We start from the raw sequence: 19,970 nt of genomic DNA, 5'->3' as shown, positions 1-19,970 counted from the left end.
GCACGCTGTAACAGGTCCTTGACAAGCGGCGTACGCGCTCGTGGCACGACAGGGGCGTATGCCAGGATTGAGAGCCAGACAGTGCACCCAAGGGGGAGTGGATGTACCGGAAACTGAGGGCTGGAGCGGTCGCCGTGGGGGCGGTGCTGCTCGTGTCGGCCTGTTCATCCGGCGGCGGGGACAACAACGAGGGGGACGAGTCGACGGGGCCTGTGAAGCAGCAGCCCAAGGGCGCCGACCCGTTCTGGGTCAACCCCGACAGCAAGGCGGCGAAGGCCGTCGCGACTCTCGCGAAGGACGGCAAGGACGACGCGGCCGCGAAGGTCCGCAAGATCGCCGAACAGCCCAGCGGGGAATGGCTGTTGCCGGAGAACGCGACGGAGCAGGCGCGCGGTTACACCGAGGCCGCCCAGAAGGCGAACCGGGACGCGCTGCTGGTCGTCTACAACATCCCGCACCGCGACTGCGGCCAGTACTCGGGCGGCGGCGCGGCGGACGGCAACGCGTACCGGGAGTTCATCGACCAGGTCGCCGCGGGCATCGAGGACCGCCCCGCGACGGTGATCCTGGAGCCCGACGCGGTGCAGCACATGGTGGACAACTGCACGCCGGAGCAGTTCCACGAGGAGCGCTACGACCTGCTCAAGGGCGCCATCGCGAAGTTCAAGTCCCTGAAGGACACGAAGGTCTACCTCGACGCGGGCAACGCGGGCTGGGGCAAGCCCGACCAGATCTACGAGCCGCTGAAGTGGTCGGGCATCGACCAGGCCGACGGCTTCTCGGTCAACGTGTCGAACTTCTACACCACCGCGGAGTCGGTCAAGTACGGCAAGGAGCTCTCGGCGAAGGTCGGGAACAAGCCGTTCGTGGTCGACACCAGCCGCAACGGCAACGGGCCGTACACGGGCGGCGCCGCGGACGAGCGCTGGTGCAACCCGCCGGGCCGCGCCCTCGGTGAGGAACCGACCACCAAGACCGGCGACCCCCAGGTGAAGGCCTACCTGTGGGTCAAACGCCCGGGCGAATCCGACGGCACCTGCAAGGGCGGCCCGAAGGCGGGCGAATGGTGGGGTGAATACGCCGAGAAGCTGGCGGATGGGTAGCCCCTGCGGCGATTGAGCAGCGGGGTCCGGGGCGGAGCCCCGAGTCGTGTGCGACGACGACCTCGGACCTCCGCCCCACGCCAACCGGCTAGGGCACGTGAACCCACTGCGCCTTGCTCGGCGTCCCCTCGTCATCCGTGACGAACAGCATGTACCAGCCCGACTCCACCAGCGACCGACTCTTCGGCACCGTCACCGAAACCGAGTCGGCCGACTTCTTCAGATCGAGCGCGATGGACGTCTGGTCCACGTCCGTCACATGCGTCGAGGCGCTGGGCCGGATCAGCCGGGCCGTCTTGATGGACGAGGCGTGCTCTGTCTTGTACGTCGCCGAACCGCCGCGCCGGATCGTCTTCTCGCCGCCCTCCAGGGTCGGCCGCGAGTCCCGGTACAGATACGGCGGCGTGTACATCTCGATGCGCTGCTCGAACGTGCCGGGCTTGGTGTTGGCCTTGTCGGCGTAGAGCGAGTCCGAGCCGAAGAACAGCACGCGCCCGTCGGGCAGGAGCAGCGAGCCCGAGTGGTAGTTGCGGCCCACGTGCGGGTCGGCGACCTGCTTGAACGTGTTCTTCTTCGTGTCGTACAGCCGGGCCTGGAGGATGTTGGTGTCGCCGCGCCCGCGGTAGTCCTCCGAGCCGCCCGAGACGAGGACCGAGTCGTCGGGCAGGATCGAGGCCTGCGGATAACGCGTGCCCTTCTCCAGCGTCGGACCGTCCACGAACTTCGGGCTCGGGTCCTTCAGATCGACGAGCCGGGTCTTTTTGCTGGACAGTTTGGACTCGCCGACGCCACCGCCGCCGATCACCATGTACTTCTGGTCCTGCGCGGGCGGCAGTTCGACGGTATTGGCCGTCTCCAGACGGTCGGGGTCCGAAAGCCCGGGAATCTTCTGGAACTTATTGGTCGTCAGGTCCCAAACGCCGGGCTTGCGGCCGACGTTGTCGGGGCCGTAACCGGCATTCGCGCCCGAGTAGAAGATCTTCCCGTTCTCCATCTGGAACAGCGCCGGATAGGTCGGGAACTGGCGGACGTCCTTCAGGTACGTCCACTTCTTCGTCTTCGGGTCGTACACCTCGTTCTTGCCCGGTACCAGCTGCCCGATCTCGTCGAGCCCGGACACGGAGAGGACCTTGCCGTCGGAGAGCGTGGTCAGCGTCGGATACCAGCGCGCCTCGTTCATCGGGTCGACCTTGATGTACTTCTCGGCGACCGGGTCGAACTCGTAACTGTCCCTGATCCCCTGGAAGTCCTTCTTGTCCAGGGCGAGCTTCTGCGCGATGCCGTACACATTGCGCGCTTCCTGGCCGGTCAGCCCCTGCACCCGGTAGTTGTCCTGGGTGCCGGTCTCGTACCTGGCGCCGCTGCGCTGCGCCTCCACGTACACCCGGCCGAGGCCCGGCTCATTGCGCAGGAACCGGCCGGTCGCCTTGTCGAAGACCTTCTTGGCGCGCTCGACCGTGATGTTGTCCTTGGCGACGAACGACTTGCCGTTCTCCTTGCCGGTGAAGACCGTGCCCGCCTTGATGGTCTTGGGCGCGTCCGGGTCCTCGTTGTGCACGATCATCAGGCCGCCGGCCTTGGTGACGTCACCCTTCAGCTTCTCGTAGCGCTTGGTGCCGCCCGCGATCAGCAGATTCCCGTTCGCCAGCTGCGTATGTCCCGTGCAGAACAGGTCCGTCGGCGTGGGAATCTTCTTGATGGACTTCTTCACCGGGTCGTAGAGCCGGGTGTCGAACTTCTTCGCGTCGAAGTTCTTCTGGTTGTTCCCCGACCCGGCGACGAGCAGGATCTTCCCGGTGCGCAACAGCGCCGCGTGAATCGTGTTCAGGCGCATGTTCTGGGGGAAATCGATGACGTCCCAGTGCCCGTTCTCGGCCTTGTACTCCGGTTTGTTGATCTTGTACTCGTGATACTTGGCCGATCCGAAGCGGTACAGCCAGGGTCCGTTCATCCCGGCCAGCGCCAGGACCACCACCGTGCCGATGACTATGCGCCGGGCACGGCGGCGGCTCGCACCGTCTTTCACTTGTTATGTCCCCCCAGGGAAATCTGCGCGGTCTGGTCCTTGCCCCAGTTGACCACGTCGCTCCTGCCGCTCGGCTGCGCGGCCCAACTCGGCTTGTGCTGGGGCGCGGTGTGCGCCCGCGGCGCGGGAGCCGGCTGCTCGGGACGCTCCGGCTGCGGGGCCTGCGCGGGAGGCTTCGGCTTCTTCTTGTCCTGGCGGAGCATGTAGCGCCACGCGAACATCGGGGCCGCGGTGATCAGCAGGGCGAAGCAGGCCCACGTGATCATCGCCGGGTGGGAGTGGCCGAAGTAGAAGCCCGCGCCGATCGAGCCGCCGAAGATGAGGATGAAGTACCAGTGGTAGCGGAAGGTCCCGAACCAGCGGTCGGGGCTTGCCGAATCGCCCTTGGGGGTCACCACGAACTTGCTCTTGCGGCGCAGCACGGCGTCGAAGAGCGCCTTCGCGTACAGCGGCGCCGACAGCGCGGACATCACCATGCCGGCCACACCGCCGGAGCCCTCCGGCTCGTGCGGCGAGACGTTGTGCCGGCGGTTCCAGATGTACAGGCCGATCTGCAGCGCCGACGCGTTGCCGTACAGCATCAGCCAGATCGTCGGGTCGATGTTCACACCCGAGGCGCCGAGACCCAGGAACAGCGCACAACTCAGCGCCGCCAGGATCCAGTTCATGGCCGCCATCGGGTAGAAGATGATCATCATCGTGTAGTTGAAGAGCTTGCTCGGCGGGAGCGTGAAGAAGCCCTTCCAGTACTGCTTGAGGATCGTCTCGTAGGTACCGCGCGACCAGCGCATCTGCTGGGTGAAGAAGTCCGTCCAGGCGCTGGGGCCCTCGCCGACCGCGAGCACGTCCGGCGTGTACACGGAGCGCCACTTCTTGCCGGTGGAGGGGTTGCGGTGCCGGTGGATCTCGAAGCCGGTCGCCATGTCCTCCGTGATGGAGTCGTACAGGCCGCCGATCTGCTTGAGCGCGCTGATGCGTACGGCGTTGGACGTGCCGACGAACATGGGCGAGCCGTAGCGGTTGCCCGCACGCTGGATCAGCGCGTGGAAGAGGAACTGCTGCGACTCGGCGGCCTTGGTGATGAAGTTGTCGTAGTTGCCGTAGACCTGAGGGCCGATCACGAAGCCCACGTCGGGGTCGCGGAAGAAGCCGAGCATCCGCTCCAGGTAGTTGGGCATCGGCACGTGGTCGGTGTCGACGGAGGCGAAGAAGTCGTAGTCCGAGCCGTGCGCGTCCAGCCAGGCGTTGTAGTTGCCGTGCTTGGTCTTGGCGCGGTGCGGGCCCTTCGGCTGGTTCCACTTCGCGACGCCCTTGCGGGAGAAGTGGTGCACGCCGAGCCGCTCGCAGACCTCCTTGACCTCCGGGTCGTCGCCCTCGTCGAGCAGCCAGACGTGCAGCAGGCCCCGGTGGCGCAGCTTCACTGCCGCCTCCAGGGTCTTCGTCACCATCTCGAGCGGCTCCTTGCCGGGCACGAACGAGGTGAGGAACGCGACGCGCGTGCCGGTCTCCGGCACGACCGGGATCGGGTCGCGGGCGACCAGTGTCGCGTGTGCGTTCGACAGCACGTTCATGCAGCGGAAGAACTCGATGAGCCCGATGGACACCAGCATCACGATGTCGAGTGCGGGCAGGAAGTCGTAGGCGGGGTAGTCCCGTTCGGTCCAGTGCGTGGGCTGCATCAGCCAGAACAGCAGGACCAGGGAGAGCAGCGGGGCCGCGCCCAGCATCAGCGCGGCCCGGATCCTGTGCGGTTCCTGTGAGAGCAGTGAGCGGTAGCGCACCTTGTACGGCTGGTTCGGATCGGGCTGGGTCAGTGGCCCGGCGAGCCGGCTGTAGTGCTCGTAGTCGTAGCGCGGCAACGATTTTCTGATGCGCCGGAAACCGCCAGTGCGGTGCGGTGGCACTCGCAGCTGGGTCGTCTCGGACGGGTCGAATTCCGGCCGGGCGCCCGTCGGCGTCGACGTCATGAGTCATCCCCCCGCACGCGTCACCGCGTGTTCGTCGGTCCTGCGCCCGGGAACGGGCCCCCTGACCGTGCCCCCGGACGTATCACTGGCGGGCCACCGTCCCACCCCTATCTAAGACTGGAACGACGGCCTTCCGGTTGCATGATGCCCCCCTCGACATCGGTTCATGAGCGGGGCCCCCTCCCCGCGCGCTCGGCAACCGGCTCGGGCCCGGTGTGACACGGTGCCCATTTCAAGTGCCTTGTACCGTAAGCCTCTTGGGAGCCAATGGCTCCATGACAGAGTGCTGTCACCCGGTTCATGATCGCAAGGCCGATACGCCGTGAAACGTGCCGTTTACGCCTCGGACCCCCAGCCGCGCCTGGCGATTGCGGGTGGGCGGGGGCCAACGACGAAGGCCCCCCGCAATCGCGGAGGGCCTTCGGTTTGTGCGCCATCAGGGACTCGAACCCCGGACACGCGGATTAAGAGTCCGCTGCTCTAACCAACTGAGCTAATGGCGCCGGTCGACCTGCATAACTTTACCCGACCCCCTTGGGTGCTTCTGACCACTCGACACGCCGGGGGAGTGGGTGAAATCTGGTGGTTTCAATCATTTGGACCGTCAACATGCGATTTGTCATGAGAGTTGAGACGCTTCCTGCGTGCGGAATCGAGGCTCTTTATTCCAAAGTCCGGCACCGGAGTGTGAGGGGAATCGCATGGAGCGGATGGAGCACGGGGACACGGCGGAGCCGATGGGCGCCCCGGTCTTCGAGGACGTCGACCCGGCCGAGGACTGCGACTGCGCGGGCTGCGCCGAGTGGCGGCGCGCGGTGCCGCACCCGGTGCGCACCAAGGTGGGCGCCCGCCACGCCCTCGTCCTCGCCGCCGCCGCGGGCACCGTCATCGGCGGCCTCCAGACCACTCCGGCGGCCGCGGCCGAACACCACGAGGCCAGACCACTGACCCCGCCCCCCGGCGACGGGGTCGACACGGCGCCGCAGGGTGGGACCGGGCCGCTGCACGGAGCGCCCGCCCCGGCCGCCGGCTCCGTTTCGATGGTCCAGTCCACGACCCTGCGCAAGACCTCCCGGGCCGCGATCCTCGACCGCGCCAGGAAGTGGGTCGAGGCCAAGGTCCCGTACAACATGAACAAGTACTGGAAGGACGGCTACCGCCAGGACTGCTCCGGCTTCGTCTCCATGGCGTGGGGCCTGCCCGGCAACGAGTGGACCGGGAGCCTCGCCCAGTACGGCACCCGGATCACCAAGTCGCAGCTGCAGCCCGGAGACATGCTGCTCTTCCACAACCCGGCCGACCCGGAAAAGGGCTCGCACGTCACGATCTTCGGCGGCTGGACGGACGCGTCCCACACCCGGTACATCGCATACGAGCAGACCAAGCCCGGCACGCGGGTGCAGTCCACCCCGTACGCGTACTGGAGCCACTCGAGCAGCTACGTCGCGTTCCGGTACCGGGCCGTCACGGACGGCAGTTCAGGATCGAGCGCGTCGTCGACGAAGTTCCCCGGCGCCAAGTACTTCGGCCCCGGCAAGAACAACGCGCACGTGACACGGCTCGGCAAGATGCTCGTCGAGCGGGGCGGCAAGCGGTTCTACAAGGTCGGGCCAGGGCCGCGGTGGAGCGAGGCCGACCGCAAGGCCACGCGCGCGTTCCAGCGCGCGCAGGGCTGGCGCGGCGCGGCGGCCGACGGCATCCCGGGCCCCACGACCTGGGCGTATCTGACGACCGGGCAAGGGCGGAGCATCCCGTCCGCCGGCAGCGGCGGCGCCGAGCGGGCCCCGTCCTCCTCCGGTTTCCCCGGCAAGGCGAAGTTCCGCCCCGGCGCGGAGAACTCCGACGTCACGCGGCTCGGCAAGCAGCTCGTGAAGAAAGGATTCGGCAAGTTCTACCGCCAGGGCCCCGGGCCGCGCTGGAGCGAGGCGGACCGGCGCAATGTCGAGGCCTTCCAGCGGGCCCAGGGCTGGCGGGGCAAGGCGGCCGACGGCTACCCGGGCCCCGAGACCTGGCGTCGGCTGTTCTCATGACGCGCAACGCGGAGGGTTCCATGAGCGAAACCGACGGAGGGGCGCGCGCCGCGCGGCTCATCCGCAACGAGTCCACCACCGAGATCCCGGTCCACCTCCTCTTCCGCGACGACCCGGACCCGGTGGCCGTGCCGCTGCGGCCCGCGGTGGTCACCAAGGCCCAGGTCGAGCGCGCGAGCGCGACGGCCCCTGGCCGGACACTCCGTCCCGCCCCGGCCCGCACCCCGAGCCGGCCCGCACCCTCCGTCGACCCCGACCTGGAGGAGCGGGCCGGGCGGGCGCTGCCCGGCGCCTTCGGGGTGTTCGGCGGGGCGGTGGGCGCGGCCGGGGCCGCGGCCGCGCTCGGCTGGGCGGGGGTGCTGCCCCGGATCATGACCGACCTCGCCCACCTCGACGGATACGCGGGCGCCGGGTTCGGGCCCGCGCAGTGGGCGGCGCTCGCCGGGTCCGGCGCGCTCGCCCTGTTCGGCGTCGGCGGGCTCGCGCGCGGGCGGACCGGCGGGGCCTGGGTGCTCACGCGCTTCGGCCGGTACCGGGGGAGCGTGCGCAGGGCGGGGCTGCTGTGGCTGAACCCGCTGCTCGTGCGCCGCCGGGTCGACCTGCGGCTGCGGCACTGGCGCAGCGAGCCGATGCCGGCGGTCGACACCAATGGCGAGGCGCTGCGCGTCGTCGTGCTCGTCGCCTGGCGGATCAAGGACACGGCGCGGGCGACGCTCGGGACCGAGGACCACGAGACGTATCTGCGCGAGTGCGTGGAGGCGGGCCTCGCGCGGGTGCTGTCCCGGCTGCCCGCCGTGGTCGGCGACCGGGACGCGCCCGTGCTGCGCAACGCGGAGGCCCTGGGAGATCTGCTCACCCGGCGCCTCGCCGAGGACGCGGAACCGGTCGGCATCGAGGTGTTCTCGGCGCAGCCCACGCGGATCGAGTACGAGCCGGAGGTGGCCGCCGCGATGCGGCGCCGCCGGATCGCGGCACTCGACGCGCGGCGCCGGGACACCGTCCTCACCACGGTCGTGGACTCGGTGGAGGACACCGTGACGCGGCTGACCGCGCGGGGTCTCGTCGATCTCGACGACTACGAGCGCAAGTTGCTCGTGAAGGACCTGACGGTCGCGTTCTACACAGGTCGAGGAGAGTGACGCCCTGGGGCCTGTCCGAGGGGTGACCGGAAGGGGCCGTGCCGGGAATTGCGATTGGTCTGGACATGCTCAACTCCCGGTTCTACATTGTGCGTTGCGTTGGTCTAGACCTGAACTATCGCTGTGCGCACGGCTTCCGGCACTCCCAACACCCCCCAGGAGCGGCAGCATGCGAAAAACCTCGAAGCGTACGAAGGCGTACGCGGCCCTGCTCGGCCTGACGACCGCGGGGGCGTTCGCGCTCTCCGCGGGCGGCGCCAGCGGTCACGGCTACACCGACCTGCCCGTCAGCAGGCAGAAGCTGTGCGCCAACGGCGGCGTCAGCGGCTGCGGCAGCATCCAGTGGGAGCCGCAGAGCGTCGAGGGCCCGAAGGGCTTCCCGGCGGCCGGCCCCGCCGACGGCAAGCTCTGTTCGGCAGGGAACGGCGGCTTCAGCGCGCTCGACGCCGCCAAGCAGCCGAACGGGAACGCCTGGCCGACCACGAAGGTGACGGGCGGTCAGAGTCAGACCTTCCGCTGGCAGTTCACCGCGCGGCACTCCACCGCGGACTTCCGCTACTACATCACCAAGGACGGCTGGGACCAGAGTCAGCCGCTGACCCGGTCGTCCCTCCAGACCGCGCCGTTCCTCACGGTCCCGTACAGCGGCCAGCCGCCGGCGACGCTCTCGCACTCCGGCACGTTGCCCTCCGGGAAGTCGGGCCACCACGTGATCCTCGCGGTGTGGAACGTCGCGGACACGGGGAACGCCTTCTACGCGTGCTCGGACGTCACGTTCTGAGCCCGTGACCCCGGTGCGCCGCCCCACGGCGCGCCGGGGTTCACCGGCACCCGTGGTGCATGCCTCGGGGCTCCGCCCCGGACCCCGATCCTCAAACGCCGGAGGGGCTGGATCGGCGTCGCCGCTCTCCACATCTGACGGAACGTCAATTATGGTTCGCCGCCATGGGATCCATGACGACGCGCACCTTCGCGGAACTCATCCAGGAGCGCTGGGGCGACCACAGGCCCGGACTCGCGTACGAGGACCAGGTGCTCAGCCATCACCAGGTCGCGGCCGGAGCGGCGGCCCGCGCCGCGCTTCTCGGTGAGCTGCTGCCGCGGGCGGCGGACCCCCACATCGGCCTGCTCCTCGACAACACCCCCGAATTCCCCCAGTGGCTGGGCGCCGCCGCGCTCTCCGGCGCCGCCGTCGCCGGCCTCAACCCGACCCGGCGCGGCGCCGAACTCGCCCGCGACATCACGCACACCGAGTGCCGTGTCCTGGTCACCGAGCGGGCCCACCTCCCGCTGCTCGACGGCCTCGACCTGCCGGGCGTCCGGATCCTGGTGACCGACACCGGCGCGTACGAGGAGCTGCTCACGCCGTACGAAGGGACGAAGCCGGAGGCGGACGGCCGGGTCGGCCCCGACACCCGCATGCTGCTCTACTTCACCTCCGGGTCGACCGGGGCCCCGAAGGCGGCGCTGTGCACGCAGGGGCGGCTTGCGGCGGCGGGGCAGTCCCTGGTGTCGAACTTCGGGGTCCGCGCGGACGACGTGCACTACATCTGCATGCCCCTCTTCCACGGCAACGCGGTCATCGCGGACTGGGCGCCGGCCGTCGCGGCGGGCGCCGGGGTCGCGCTGCGCCGCCGCTTCTCGGCGTCCCAGTTCCTGGGCGACGTACGCCGATTCGGCGCCACGTACTTCACCTACGTGGGCCGGGCCGTCCAGTACATCCTGGCCACCGATGAACGCCCCGACGACCGGGACAATCCCCTCCGGGTCGGTTTCGGTACGGAGGCGGGGGCCGTGGACGCGGCGCGGTTCGAGGAGCGGTTCGGGGTGCGGCTCGTCGAGGGGTACGGGTCCTCGGAGGGCGGCGCCGCGGTGCAGCGCACGGCCGACACCCCGGCGGGCGCGATCGGCCTGGCGGCCCCCGGCAGCGACCTCGCGGTGCTCGACCCGGAGACGAAGGCGGAGTGCCCGCCGGCGCGCTTCGACGAGGGCGGGCGCCTCCTCAACGGGGAGTCGGCGATAGGGGAGCTGGTGAACCGTGGCCGCTCACCCTTCGAGGGCTACTGGCGCAACGACGCCGCGTATGCCGAACGCGTCCGGGAGCACGGCTGGTACTGGACCGGCGACCACTTCTACCGGGACGCCGACGGGTACCTGTACTTCGCCGGGCGCGCCGACGACAAGATCCGCGTCGACAGCGAGAACCTCGCCCCGGCCATGATCGAGAACATCCTCGCCCGCTGGCCGGACGCGGCGGCCGTCGCGGTCTACGGGGTGCCGGACCCGGTGGCCGGGGACCAGGTGATGGCGACGATCGCGCTCCGCGAGGGCCGCACGTTCTCCCCGGTGGCCTTCGACGCCTTCCTCGCCTCGCAGCCCGACCTTGGCACGAAGATGGCCCCTCGCTTCCTCCGGGTGGTGGACCGTATGCCGGTCACCGCGACGAACAAGGTCCGACGCGGGGAGCTGCGCCGCGAGGGCTTCTGGAGCGGCGGCGACCTCTGGTGGCGGCCCCCGGGCTCCGCCACCCATCGCCCCCTGACCTGCGAGGACGGCGCGGATCTGGCGACGGAGTACCGGGAGCGCGGCCGCGAGTCCCTGATCGCCCCCACGTGACGCCTGCGCCTCCGGTGGTCAAAAGCACCCCCTGGGGCCAGGTAGTATTTACCTCGTCAACCGGCGCCATTAGCTCAGTTGGTTAGAGCAGCGGACTCTTAATCCGCGTGTCCGGGGTTCGAGTCCCTGATGGCGCACAAACCGAAGGCCCCCGCTACGGCGGGGGCCTTCGTCGTTGTTGTCTAAAGCCCCGCACTCGGACGAGAGCCGGCGGGGTCCGGGGCGGAGCCCCGAGGCCGTAACCACCGTGCCGGTGAGGATCAGATCGCCAAGGACAGGAGGACCGGCGCGGCCTCCTTGTTCAACTGTTCCGCCGCGTCGTGCAAACGGTGCGCGTGCTCGACCGGGAGCGAGAGCGCCAGGCATCCGACGGACGCGCCCGCCGTGATGGGAACCGCGGCGCACACCGTGCCCACGGCGTACTCCTGGAGGTCGAGGACCGGAACCGTCGCCGGCTGGGAGGCGAGGCGGGACAGCAGCACCTTCTCGTTGGTGATCGTGCGCGAGGTGAGCCGGGCCATCTTGTGGCGGGACAGATGATCCCGCCGCCCGTTCATGTCGAGCTGGCCGAGGAGGCTCTTGCCGATGGCGCTCGCGTGCGCAGAGACACGGAAGTCCACCCACTCGTTGACCGCGGGCGTCTCGGGCCCCGTCGCCACCTGCGTGATCCGGATCTCCCCGTCGACGTAACGGCTCATGTAGACCGCCGCGCCCACGTCGTCGCGCAGCCGGTCGAGGGTCCGCTGGAGCTTCGCGGTGAGCGCGGCCGCCTGGCCGTCCGCGGCTCCGAGCCTGGTCAGGGTCTCGCCGGTGGTGTACGCCCCGTCGGCGCCCTGCTGGACGTAACCCTCCCTGCGCAGCATGCGCAGCAGGATCGTCAGCTGGTCGGCAGGCAGTCCGGTGACCCGCGCCAGCTCCGTGTCGGTCACGCCCACGCCTCGGTGTGCGACGGTCTCCAGCACGCGCAACGCGTGCTGCACCGCCTCGTGCGGCTGGTGCGGGGACGCACCTTGCTCGTGCTTCAGCGCCACGGTTCTTCCCCCTGCATGGACCGGTTCCGGACAGCTGGGCTTCGTCCACGATAGCCGCCAACACCCCCTTTGGGGGCGGTGGTTGGAGAGATTGGTGGCGCGTTCCGTGCCTCTCAGCAGGAACGCGCCACCCTGGCATATGCCAAAGTCATGCACCACTCGGTAGGTGGCTGGTCACAGCACGGCGCTGAGGAACTCCTGGGTGCGCTCGTGCTCCGGCTCGCTGAAAATCTTCTCCGGCGAACCGGACTCGATGATGCGACCCGAGTCGAACATCAGGACCTGGTCCGAGATGTCCCGGGCGAAGGTCATCTCGTGCGTCACGCACAGCATGGTGATGTCCGTGGTGCGCGCGATGTCCCGCAGCACGTCGAGGACACCGGCCACCAGCTCCGGGTCGAGCGCCGACGTGACCTCGTCCAGGAGCAGCACCTGCGGGCGCATCGCAAGCGCGCGGGCGATCGCCACACGCTGCTGCTGGCCGCCGGAGAGCTGCGAGGGGTACGCGTCGACGCGGTCGCCGAGGCCGACCATGTCGAGCAGCTCCTTGGCCCGCTGCTCCGCCTCGTCCTTGGACAGGCCGAGCACGTTGACCGGTGCCTCGGTGATGTTGCGCAGCACGTTCATGTTCGGGAACAGGTTGAACTGCTGGAAGACCATCCCGATGTTCTTGCGGATCTCGCGGATGTGCTTCTCGCCGGCCGAGACGAGCTTGCCGTCCTTCTGCTCGTGCGTGAGGAACTCGCCGCCCACCTTGATGGTGCCCTCGTCGGGCTTCATCAGCGTCATCAGCAGACGCAGGATCGTGGTCTTGCCGGATCCGGACGGGCCGATCAGCGTGACGTGCTTGCCGGAGTCGACGGAGAAGTCCAGGTTGTCCAGGACGGTGTTGCTGCCGAACCGCTTGGTGACCTTGTCGAAGCGGATGAGCTCGCTGCCGTCGACGGCAGGATTGGGAATTTCCTGGGAAGTGCTGCTGTCAGCGGACAAGACGACGCTCCAAGACTCGCAGAAGAAGAGAAGCCGGGTAGGCGATGACGATGAAGGCGACACCGACGATGCTGATGGCCTCGTAGGTGAAGGTGGTCTGGCTGAAGCCCTGGGCCTCGCCCAGCATGTCAAGGGCGCCGATCGCCATGATCTGCGGCGACTCCTTCAGCATGACGATCACGTAGTTGCCGAGCGCGGGAATCACGCGGCGGACGGCCTGCGGCAGGATCACCGCGCGCCAGGTGCGGCCCTTGGACAGGCTGAGCGCCGTGGCGGCCTCCCACTGGCCGACGGGCACGCCCTCGATGCCGGCCCGGTAGACCTCGGACGTGTACGTCGAGTAGTGCAGGCCGAGCCCGACGATGCCGGTGACCAGCGGGGACATCGAGATGCCCCAGGAGGGAACGACGTAGAAGAGGAAGAACAGCTGCACCAGGAGCGGGGTGTTCCGGATGAATTCGGTGACCGCCGTCACCGGCCAGCTGACCCACTTCGTCTTCGAGCGCTGGGCGATCGCCCACACCAGGCCGAGGGCGAAGGCGATGACCGCACCACCGACGAGCGCCTGGAGCGTGACGAGTACGCCGTCCCAGAACTGCGGCATGAAGTCCGCGACGTTGGACCAGTCCCAGTTCACTTGGCACCTCCGGCACCGGTGACGGCGTCGATCGTCGACTTGGAGCGCATACCGCCGAGGAGCACGCGCAGGCCGCCCTTCTCGGGCGCCTGGCCGACTCGGCTCTTGGCGTGCCGCTCAAGCAGGCGCATGAGGCGGGTGAAGATGAAGGCGAACACGAAGTACAGGACGAGCAGCAGCGTGTAGACCGGCGCGCTGTCGCCGGAGACGAGCCGCTTGAGGTTGCCCGCGAACGTCATGTCGGCCACCGCGATGAGGGAGACCAGCGAGGTTCCCTTGAGCAGCTCGATCAGCAGGTTGTTGAACGGCGGGATCATCTCCGGCCAGGCCTGCGGGAGTTCGATGCGGCGCAGGCGCTGGGTGCGCGTGAAGTTGAGGGCGATGCCTGCCTCGCGCTGGGCGGGCGGCACCGCGGCGAGTGCGCCGCGCACGATCTCCGAACCGTAGGCGCCGTAGGTGATGCTGAGCGCCAGGATGCCCGCGAACATGGGCTCGAAGTTGATGTGGAACAGCATCGGCACGGTGTACGCGATCCAGAACATGAAGACCAGCGAGGACGTGCTGCGGAAGATCTCGAAGTACGCCCCGGACAAGAAGCGCACGAACCACACATTGGACGTGCGCAGGACGCCGATGATGAACGCGATGACGAAGGCGATGATCGCGCTGAGGACCGTGACCTCGAGCGTGATCCAGATGCCCGGCAGGAACCAGTTCTCGAAGAACTTCGCGGACATCATGAGGCGGCTCCCTTGACAGGGGGGCAGAGTTTCTCGACCGTGAGGTCGGTCATCTCCTTCTTCGTGAAACCGAAGGGCGCCATGATGCGCAGGAGTTCACCGCTGTCCTTGAGCTTGTGCAGCTCTTTGTTGAACGCGTCGCGCAGGTTCTTCTCCGACTTCCGGAACGCGAATCCGCCCGCTCCGTAGACCGGCTTTCCGTCCACGTAGGGCTGGAAGGGCTCGACGGCCTCGACCCCGCTCTTGCCCTTGATCACCGTGCGGACCGTGACGGCCGTGCCGGCGAAGGCATCGACCCTGCCCTGGCGCACGGCGTCGAGCCCGGCGACCTGGTCGGGCAGGATCAGCATGTCCTTGATGCCCAAGGCCTTGGCGGTATCGATCTCCGCGTAGGCCGTGCCCGTCGCGAACTTCAGCTTCTTGTCCGCAATTTCCTTGTACGTCTTGATGCCGTGCGGGTTTCCCTTGCGCACGATGAACGAGTCGGGCATCAGGTAGTCGGGATCGGAGAACAGCACCTGTTCGCAGCGAACCGGATTGATGTACATGCCCGCCGACACCACGTCGAACTGCTGCGCCTGGGTCAGCCCGGGAATCAGCGCGCTGAACTGCGTCGGCACCGCCTTCACCTTGGGCACCCCGAGGCGCGGGAAAATCACCTTGGCGATCGCCGGCGCCTCTCCGGTGACCTCGCCGTTCTCGTCGATGTATCCGAACGGGACCTCACCCGCCACGCCGATCTTGACCTCTCCGGCGTCGCGCAGCCGGTCCAGCAGATCCCCGCCCTCGACCTTCCCCTCCTCCGGCACTCGGCTGCAGGCCGCGGTACCGAACACACCCAGCGCCGCCGCCCCCGCACCGTAGAGCAGGGAGCGGCGGCGGACTGGTCTGGCGATGAATCCCTCATTGTTACCAAGTGGTGGAGCCATGGCGCGCCATTACCCGAAGCCCCGGGAGATATGCCTATCGTTTTCGGCCCTTGATAAAGCCGAGATCTGAATTCATAAGCAATACGTCCATGTCCTAACTTCACGCGATTCACGCCGTGTTGGGACTGGAGTGACTCGCCACTTCCGCCTCGTAGAGCGTGTGCGCGGTCCGGAGTACGAGATCGTCCCTGTGCCGCGCCGCCACGATCTGGAGGCCGACCGGTAGACCGCCCTTGTCGAGCCCCACGGGCACGGAAGCGGCGGGCTGTTGGGTCAGGTTGAAGGGGTACGTGAACGGGGTCCAGCCCGTCCATCGCCGCAGGCCGGAGCCGCGCGGAACCTCAACTCCGGCCTCGAAGGCGGTGATCGGCACCGTCGGCGTCACCAGCAGGTCGTACGTCGAGTGGAAGGCGCCCATCCGCCGCCCGAGCGCCATCCGTGCGTCGACCGCCGCCAGATAGTCGAGCGCGCTGTACCGCGCGCCCCGGGTGCATATCTCCCGCAGCCCCGGGTCGAGCAACTGCCGCTTGGACGCCGGGAGATGCTGCACCACTCGCGCCGCGCCGCTGAACCACAGCGTGTGGAACGTCTCCACCGGATCGGTGAAGTCCGGATCCACCTCCTCGACGTACGCGCCGAGTTCGGCGAGCCGCGTCACCGCCGCGCGCACCGCCGCGGCGACGTCGGGCCGCACCGCCACCTGTCCGCCGAGCGTCGGCGAGTACGCGACGCGCAGCCCGCGCACCCCGCCGTGCAGCGCGTCCCGGAAGCCGCCGGACGGCGGTCCCGAGGCCGACCAGTCCCGCGGGTCGGGGCCCGAGATCACATCCATCATGAGCGCCGCGTCGGCCGCCGTACGGGCCAGCGGCCCCACGTGCGCCAGCGTCCCGAACGCCGACGACGGGTACAGCGGCACCCGCCCGTACGTCGGCTTGAGGCCGAAGATCCCGCAGAAGGCGGCGGGTATGCGCACCGAACCCCCGCCGTCCGTGCCGAGCGACAGCGGCCCCGCGCCCACCGCGACCGCCGCCGCGCTCCCGCCGCTCGAACCACCCGCCGTACGCGAGGTGTCGTACGGATTGCGGGTCGCGCCCGACAGCGGCGAATCGGTCACGCCCTTCCAGCCGAACTCGGGCGTCGTCGTCTTGCCGACGAGGACCGCGCCCTGCTCGCGCAGCCGGGCCACCGACGGCGAGTCCTCGTCCCAACTGCCCTGCTCCGACACGGTCTTCGAGCCGCGCAGCGTGGGCGCGCCCCGCTGCAGCAGGATGTCCTTCACCGACACCGGTACCCCGTCGAGCAGGCCCATCGGTTCGCCCTCGCGCCACCGTCGCGCGCTCGCCTCTGCCCGGGCGAGGGCACCTTCCGCGTCGACACGCACGAACGCGTTCAGCGCAGGGTCGGTCTCCTCGATCCTGGCGAGCACGGCGCGGGTCGCGTCGACCGGGCTGAACTCTCCCTTGCGATATCCCTCGATGAGGTCCTGCGCGGTCAGTCCGATGAGCACGCTCGTCATCCGCCCTCCAGCACCAGCGATACGTTGCCGGGGACCTACCCAGGATCACCTCGTCAGGCACGGACATCGCGGGGAAACCGTCCGGCAATGAAGATCCGCTTTCCTGGGCGCGAGAAGTCGGGAACAGCCACCAATTTCACGAACAACGGAAAGTTCGAAGGCACCTTCCGACATGCGCGGATTGACCCCGCAGGCACCGGAACCTACCGTCGACAACAGAGGACACCACTAGGGTTCCTGCACCTTGTTTCGCGCTGTGTCGCTGTCCCGACGTCCCGGCGGTTCGCCGGCTCAAGCACCACCCCGGCATTGAATCAGTCAGCTGAACATGGGGCCTGCTCATGGACGTCTCATTCCTGGGGGGACCGAAACCGCAGCGCGGCGTGGGCGTCGTCGCCCCGTTCGACTTCGCTCTCGACCGCGAGCTGTGGCGTTGGGTACCCGACCATGTATCCCTCCACCTCACCCGTACTCCCTACGTGCCCGTCGAGGTCGGCCTCGACCTGGCGCGCCTGGTCAGCGAGCACGAGACGCTCGGTGAAGCGGTCCGTGCGCTCGGTGCCACCGGGCCGGAAGTCCTCGCGTACGCCTGCGCCTCCGGCAGCTTCGTCGGCGGTCTCGCGGGGGAGCGGGCGATGTGCACGGCGATGCGGCGGGCCGGGGAGCTGCCCGCCGTGACCACATCGGGGGCCCTGCTCCAGGCCCTGTCCGAACTGGGCGCGCGACGCATCGCCCTCGTGACGCCCTATACGCGATCGGTCACCGAATCGCTCGAGGAGTATCTGTCGGAGGCCGGCATCACGGTCACGGGCCGGGCCTACCTCGGTCTGACCCGGCACATCTGGAAGGTGCCCTACCGGGACGTGGCGGCGATGGCCAGGGAAGCGGGGAGCTCCGGGGCCGACGCGCTCTTCATCAGCTGCACCAACCTGCCGACGTACGACGTCATCCCGCAGCTGGAGGCGGAGTTGCGGATTCCGGTGATCTCGGCCAATCAAGTCACGATGTGGGCAGCCCTCGCCCGGCTGGGTACACGTGCGGTGGGGCCGTACCAGGCGCTGCTGGATCCGGCGGCGCGGGTGTGGCCCCCGGCGGACGTGCCGGAGGCGCTGCCTCCGGAGGATCTGCCGAGGGAACGGTCGAAGGAACAGGAAGGGTGGGCATAGCGCATGACCTCGCTGGGATTTCTCTACCCCGGACACTCCGCGGAGGACGACTACCCGCGCATCGAGATGCTGATCGACAGCGATGTGCGGCTGCCTGTCGTCCACACCGACATCGGAGAGGACGCGCACCGTGTCGACGCGCTGCTGAAGATGGGCGCGCCGGACCGCCTCGCCGCGGGGGTCGAGGAACTGCGGCTCTCCGGCGCGGAGGCGGTGGTCTGGGCGTGCACGTCCGGGAGCTTCGTCTTCGGCTGGGACGGCGCGCACGAGCAGGTGCGCGGGCTCGCGAGGGCGGCGGGGCTGCCCGCTTCCAGTACGTCCTTCGCCTTCGCGCACGCGTTGCGGGAGGTGCGGGCGCGGCGGGTGGCGGTCGCCGCGACCTATCCGGAGGACGTCGCGGACCACTTCGCTACGTTCCTCAAGGCTGCCGGAGCGGAGGTCCTGGCCGTCCGGGGGAGCGGGATCATCACGGCGGCCGAGGTGGGGACGTGGGGGTGGGACGAGATCCTCGCCATGGCCCGGGCCGGCGACCACCCCGACGCGGATGCGGTGCTTTTGCCCGACACGGCGTTGCACACGGCGGCGTACGTCCGTGACCTGGAGTCCGAGCTCGGCAAGCCGGTCCTCACGGCGAACCAGGTCTCCGTCTGGGAGGCGCTGCGACTGGTGGACCGGCGGGTCAACGCGCCGGCCCTGGGCGCGCTCTTCACGAAGGAGCCGGTGGTGCAGGTGTGAGGCGGCCCGCCCGGCCCACGCCACGGGGCTCCGCCCCGGACCCCGCGTCTCAAACGCCGGCGGGGCTTGATGGTGCCGTTGCCGCCTTGGGCAATCTGCCGCCTTGGGCGGCAGGGTGGGCAAGGCGGCGCCCCGGTGCGGCGCGACAGTTAAGCGGGGTCCGGCCACGGTGCCGGGAATAAAGCGGAGTAGGCCTCCGTTACGCCGGGGTCAAGCCATATACCCCGTACGTACGCAGGAGGACCCGTGATCCGCGGCGCAGCCCAGGGCACTGCCCCGACCCCCCTCTCCGTCCTGGACCTGGTCACCGTGGGAGCGGGTCGCACGGCCACCCAGGCCCTCCGTACCAGCGTCGACATCGCCCGGCTCGCGGAGAACCGTGGGTACCACCGGTACTGGGTCGCCGAGCACCACTCCATGCCCGGCGTAGCCTCCAGCAGCCCCGCCGTGATCCTGGCCCACCTGGCCGCCCACACGGACCGCATCCGCCTCGGCTCCGGCGGCGTCATGCTCCCGAACCACGCCCCGCTCGTGATCGCGGAGCAGTTCGGCACGCTGGAGGCCATGGCCCCGGGCCGCGTTGACCTCGGCCTCGGCCGCGCCCCCGGCACGGACGGCGCGACCGCCGCCGCCCTGCGCCGCTCGGACCGCCTCAACGAAGGCGCCGACGACTTCCCGCAGCAGCTCGTCGAGCTCACCCGCTTCCTCGACGACGACTTCCCCGACGGCCACCCGTACTCCCGCATCCACGCCGTCCCGGGCCCGGTCCAGGCCACGTCCCCCGGCGGCGTACAGGACCCGAACCGCCCGCCGGTCTGGCTCCTCGGCTCCTCCGGCTTCAGCGCCCGCCTGGCCGCGACGCTCGGCCTCCCGTTCGCCTTCGCGCACCACTTCTCGGCGCAGAACACCCTCCCGGCGCTCGACCTGTACCGCGAGAACTTCCGCCCGTCCGAGACCCTCTCCGAGCCCTACGCCCTCATCGGCGTATCGGCGCTCGCGACGGACGACGACGGCACGGAGGCCCGCCGCCAGGTGCTCGCCGCCGCCCTCAACATGGTCCGGCTCCGCACCGGCCGCCCCGGCCTCGTGCCGACGCCCGAGGAGGCGGAGGCGTACCAGTTCAACGAGATGGAGCGGGACTTCGTCCAGTCCTGGAACTCCAACGTCATCCACGGCACCCCCGACGAGGTCCGCTCCGGCCTCGACGAGCTGCAAAAGCGCACGGGCGCCGACGAGTTGATGCTCACGGCCAACGCCCACGGTGGCGACGTACGCCTGCGTTCCTACGAACTCATCGCGGACGCCTACGAGTTGCCGCGCGCCTGAGAGCCCGAGAACCCGGGGC

Annotated in this window: 16 protein-coding genes and 2 tRNA genes; 9 read left to right on the top strand and 9 right to left on the bottom strand. The window is 69.2% G+C overall.

The genetic code is table 11. The annotated features are described in order from the left end of the window. The first annotated feature begins 101 nt into the window (after positions 1-101). On the top strand, positions 102-1,103 hold the full coding sequence (locus OHA73_RS17520; RefSeq protein WP_266710691.1) for a glycoside hydrolase family 6 protein: 1,002 nt from the start codon (positions 102-104) through the stop codon (positions 1,101-1,103). 88 nt (positions 1,104-1,191) lie between these two features. On the opposite strand, the gene OHA73_RS17515 is transcribed toward OHA73_RS17520, so the two are convergent. The 3 genes from OHA73_RS17515 to OHA73_RS17505 form a co-directional block, all read right to left on the bottom strand. After that, the gene (locus OHA73_RS17515) at positions 1,192-3,129 is read right to left on the bottom strand and encodes a kelch motif-containing protein (RefSeq protein ID WP_327655491.1); all 1,938 of its coding nucleotides are present in this window, start codon (positions 3,127-3,129) and stop codon (positions 1,192-1,194) included. After that, complete coding sequence (locus OHA73_RS17510; RefSeq protein ID WP_267070320.1) at positions 3,126-5,096, bottom strand: glycosyltransferase family 2 protein; 1,971 nt, start codon at positions 5,094-5,096, stop codon at positions 3,126-3,128. Before OHA73_RS17510 ends, OHA73_RS17515 begins: the two co-directional genes overlap by 4 nt. A 429-nt stretch (positions 5,097-5,525) precedes the next feature. Then, a tRNA-Lys gene (locus tag OHA73_RS17505) sits at positions 5,526-5,599 on the bottom strand. Between the two features lie 234 nt (positions 5,600-5,833). On the opposite strand from OHA73_RS17505, the gene OHA73_RS17500 reads away from it, so the two are divergent. The 5 genes from OHA73_RS17500 to OHA73_RS17480 all read left to right on the top strand — a co-directional run bounded on the left by OHA73_RS17500 (position 5,834) and on the right by OHA73_RS17480 (position 11,018). Beyond that, positions 5,834-7,126 carry a peptidoglycan-binding protein gene (locus OHA73_RS17500; protein WP_266718627.1) on the top strand — a complete coding sequence of 431 codons (1,293 nt, stop codon included), beginning with the start codon at positions 5,834-5,836 and terminating at the stop codon, positions 7,124-7,126. Positions 7,127-7,146: 20 nt separating this feature from the next. Next, positions 7,147-8,265: an SPFH domain-containing protein gene (locus tag OHA73_RS17495; RefSeq protein WP_267070321.1), complete on the top strand. Its 1,119-nt coding sequence runs from the start codon at positions 7,147-7,149 to the stop codon at positions 8,263-8,265. A gap of 169 nt (positions 8,266-8,434) precedes the next feature. Further along, positions 8,435-9,046 (top strand): lytic polysaccharide monooxygenase auxiliary activity family 9 protein, encoded by a 612-nt coding sequence (locus tag OHA73_RS17490; protein ID WP_267070322.1) that lies wholly within the window; start codon positions 8,435-8,437, stop codon positions 9,044-9,046. 164 nt (positions 9,047-9,210) lie between these two features. Next, the gene (locus OHA73_RS17485) at positions 9,211-10,881 is read left to right on the top strand and encodes an AMP-binding protein (RefSeq protein WP_327655490.1); all 1,671 of its coding nucleotides are present in this window, start codon (positions 9,211-9,213) and stop codon (positions 10,879-10,881) included. A gap of 63 nt (positions 10,882-10,944) precedes the next feature. Next, a tRNA-Lys gene (locus OHA73_RS17480) sits at positions 10,945-11,018 on the top strand. A gap of 123 nt (positions 11,019-11,141) precedes the next feature. Here the strand turns inward: OHA73_RS17480 and OHA73_RS17475 are convergent. From OHA73_RS17475 to OHA73_RS17450, 6 genes are all read right to left on the bottom strand, one after another. Further along, positions 11,142-11,912: an IclR family transcriptional regulator gene (locus tag OHA73_RS17475; RefSeq protein WP_327655489.1), complete on the bottom strand. Its 771-nt coding sequence runs from the start codon at positions 11,910-11,912 to the stop codon at positions 11,142-11,144. A 174-nt stretch (positions 11,913-12,086) separates the two neighbouring features. Next, positions 12,087-12,902 (bottom strand): ectoine/hydroxyectoine ABC transporter ATP-binding protein EhuA, encoded by an 816-nt coding sequence (ehuA, locus tag OHA73_RS17470; RefSeq protein ID WP_266710677.1) that lies wholly within the window; start codon positions 12,900-12,902, stop codon positions 12,087-12,089. Next, entirely contained in the window at positions 12,892-13,539 is a 648-nt protein-coding gene (ehuD, locus tag OHA73_RS17465; RefSeq protein ID WP_266710675.1) for an ectoine/hydroxyectoine ABC transporter permease subunit EhuD, read from the bottom strand. The genes ehuA and ehuD overlap by 11 nt, the downstream gene beginning before the upstream one ends. Beyond that, positions 13,536-14,279, bottom strand: a complete 744-nt coding sequence (ehuC, locus tag OHA73_RS17460) for an ectoine/hydroxyectoine ABC transporter permease subunit EhuC (protein ID WP_266710674.1) — start codon at positions 14,277-14,279, stop codon at positions 13,536-13,538. Before ehuC ends, ehuD begins: the two co-directional genes overlap by 4 nt. Then, positions 14,276-15,208 (bottom strand): ectoine/hydroxyectoine ABC transporter substrate-binding protein EhuB, encoded by a 933-nt coding sequence (gene ehuB / locus OHA73_RS17455; RefSeq protein WP_267070326.1) that lies wholly within the window; start codon positions 15,206-15,208, stop codon positions 14,276-14,278. Before ehuB ends, ehuC begins: the two co-directional genes overlap by 4 nt. Positions 15,209-15,317: 109 nt before the next feature. Next, complete coding sequence (locus OHA73_RS17450) at positions 15,318-16,724, bottom strand: amidase (RefSeq protein WP_327655488.1); 1,407 nt, start codon at positions 16,722-16,724, stop codon at positions 15,318-15,320. 341 nt (positions 16,725-17,065) lie between these two features. On the opposite strand from OHA73_RS17450, the gene OHA73_RS17445 reads away from it, so the two are divergent. From OHA73_RS17445 to OHA73_RS17435, 3 genes are all read left to right on the top strand, one after another. Next, the gene (locus OHA73_RS17445) at positions 17,066-17,890 is read left to right on the top strand and encodes a maleate cis-trans isomerase family protein (RefSeq protein ID WP_266710668.1); all 825 of its coding nucleotides are present in this window, start codon (positions 17,066-17,068) and stop codon (positions 17,888-17,890) included. Positions 17,891-17,893: 3 nt separating this feature from the next. Then, the gene (locus tag OHA73_RS17440; RefSeq protein ID WP_327655487.1) at positions 17,894-18,625 is read left to right on the top strand and encodes a maleate cis-trans isomerase family protein; all 732 of its coding nucleotides are present in this window, start codon (positions 17,894-17,896) and stop codon (positions 18,623-18,625) included. Between the two features lie 246 nt (positions 18,626-18,871). Further along, entirely contained in the window at positions 18,872-19,951 is a 1,080-nt protein-coding gene (locus tag OHA73_RS17435) for an LLM class flavin-dependent oxidoreductase (RefSeq protein WP_327655486.1), read from the top strand. The last annotated feature ends 19 nt before the right edge of the window (positions 19,952-19,970 follow it).

Origin of the sequence: Streptomyces sp. NBC_00483, from assembly GCF_036013745.1 — a bacterium.
Classification (GTDB): domain Bacteria; phylum Actinomycetota; class Actinomycetes; order Streptomycetales; family Streptomycetaceae; genus Streptomyces.
The sequence above is the reverse complement of the archived record's forward strand: the minus strand, read 5'-3'. Positions and strand labels throughout refer to the sequence as shown.

Coding starts and splice junctions, on each gene's coding strand:
- OHA73_RS17440 (WP_327655487.1), top strand. CDS start 17,894: ATGACCTCGCTGGGATTTCTCTACCCCGGACACTCCGCGGAGGACGAC.
- OHA73_RS17450 (WP_327655488.1), bottom strand. CDS start 16,724: ATGACGAGCGTGCTCATCGGACTGACCGCGCAGGACCTCATCGAGGGA.
- OHA73_RS17485 (WP_327655490.1), top strand. CDS start 9,211: ATGGGATCCATGACGACGCGCACCTTCGCGGAACTCATCCAGGAGCGC.
- OHA73_RS17520 (WP_266710691.1), top strand. CDS start 102: ATGTACCGGAAACTGAGGGCTGGAGCGGTCGCCGTGGGGGCGGTGCTG.
- ehuC (WP_266710674.1), bottom strand. CDS start 14,279: ATGATGTCCGCGAAGTTCTTCGAGAACTGGTTCCTGCCGGGCATCTGG.
- ehuB (WP_267070326.1), bottom strand. CDS start 15,208: ATGGCTCCACCACTTGGTAACAATGAGGGATTCATCGCCAGACCAGTC.
- OHA73_RS17495 (WP_267070321.1), top strand. CDS start 7,147: ATGAGCGAAACCGACGGAGGGGCGCGCGCCGCGCGGCTCATCCGCAAC.
- OHA73_RS17510 (WP_267070320.1), bottom strand. CDS start 5,096: ATGACGTCGACGCCGACGGGCGCCCGGCCGGAATTCGACCCGTCCGAG.
- OHA73_RS17445 (WP_266710668.1), top strand. CDS start 17,066: ATGGACGTCTCATTCCTGGGGGGACCGAAACCGCAGCGCGGCGTGGGC.
- OHA73_RS17500 (WP_266718627.1), top strand. CDS start 5,834: ATGGGCGCCCCGGTCTTCGAGGACGTCGACCCGGCCGAGGACTGCGAC.
- OHA73_RS17490 (WP_267070322.1), top strand. CDS start 8,435: ATGCGAAAAACCTCGAAGCGTACGAAGGCGTACGCGGCCCTGCTCGGC.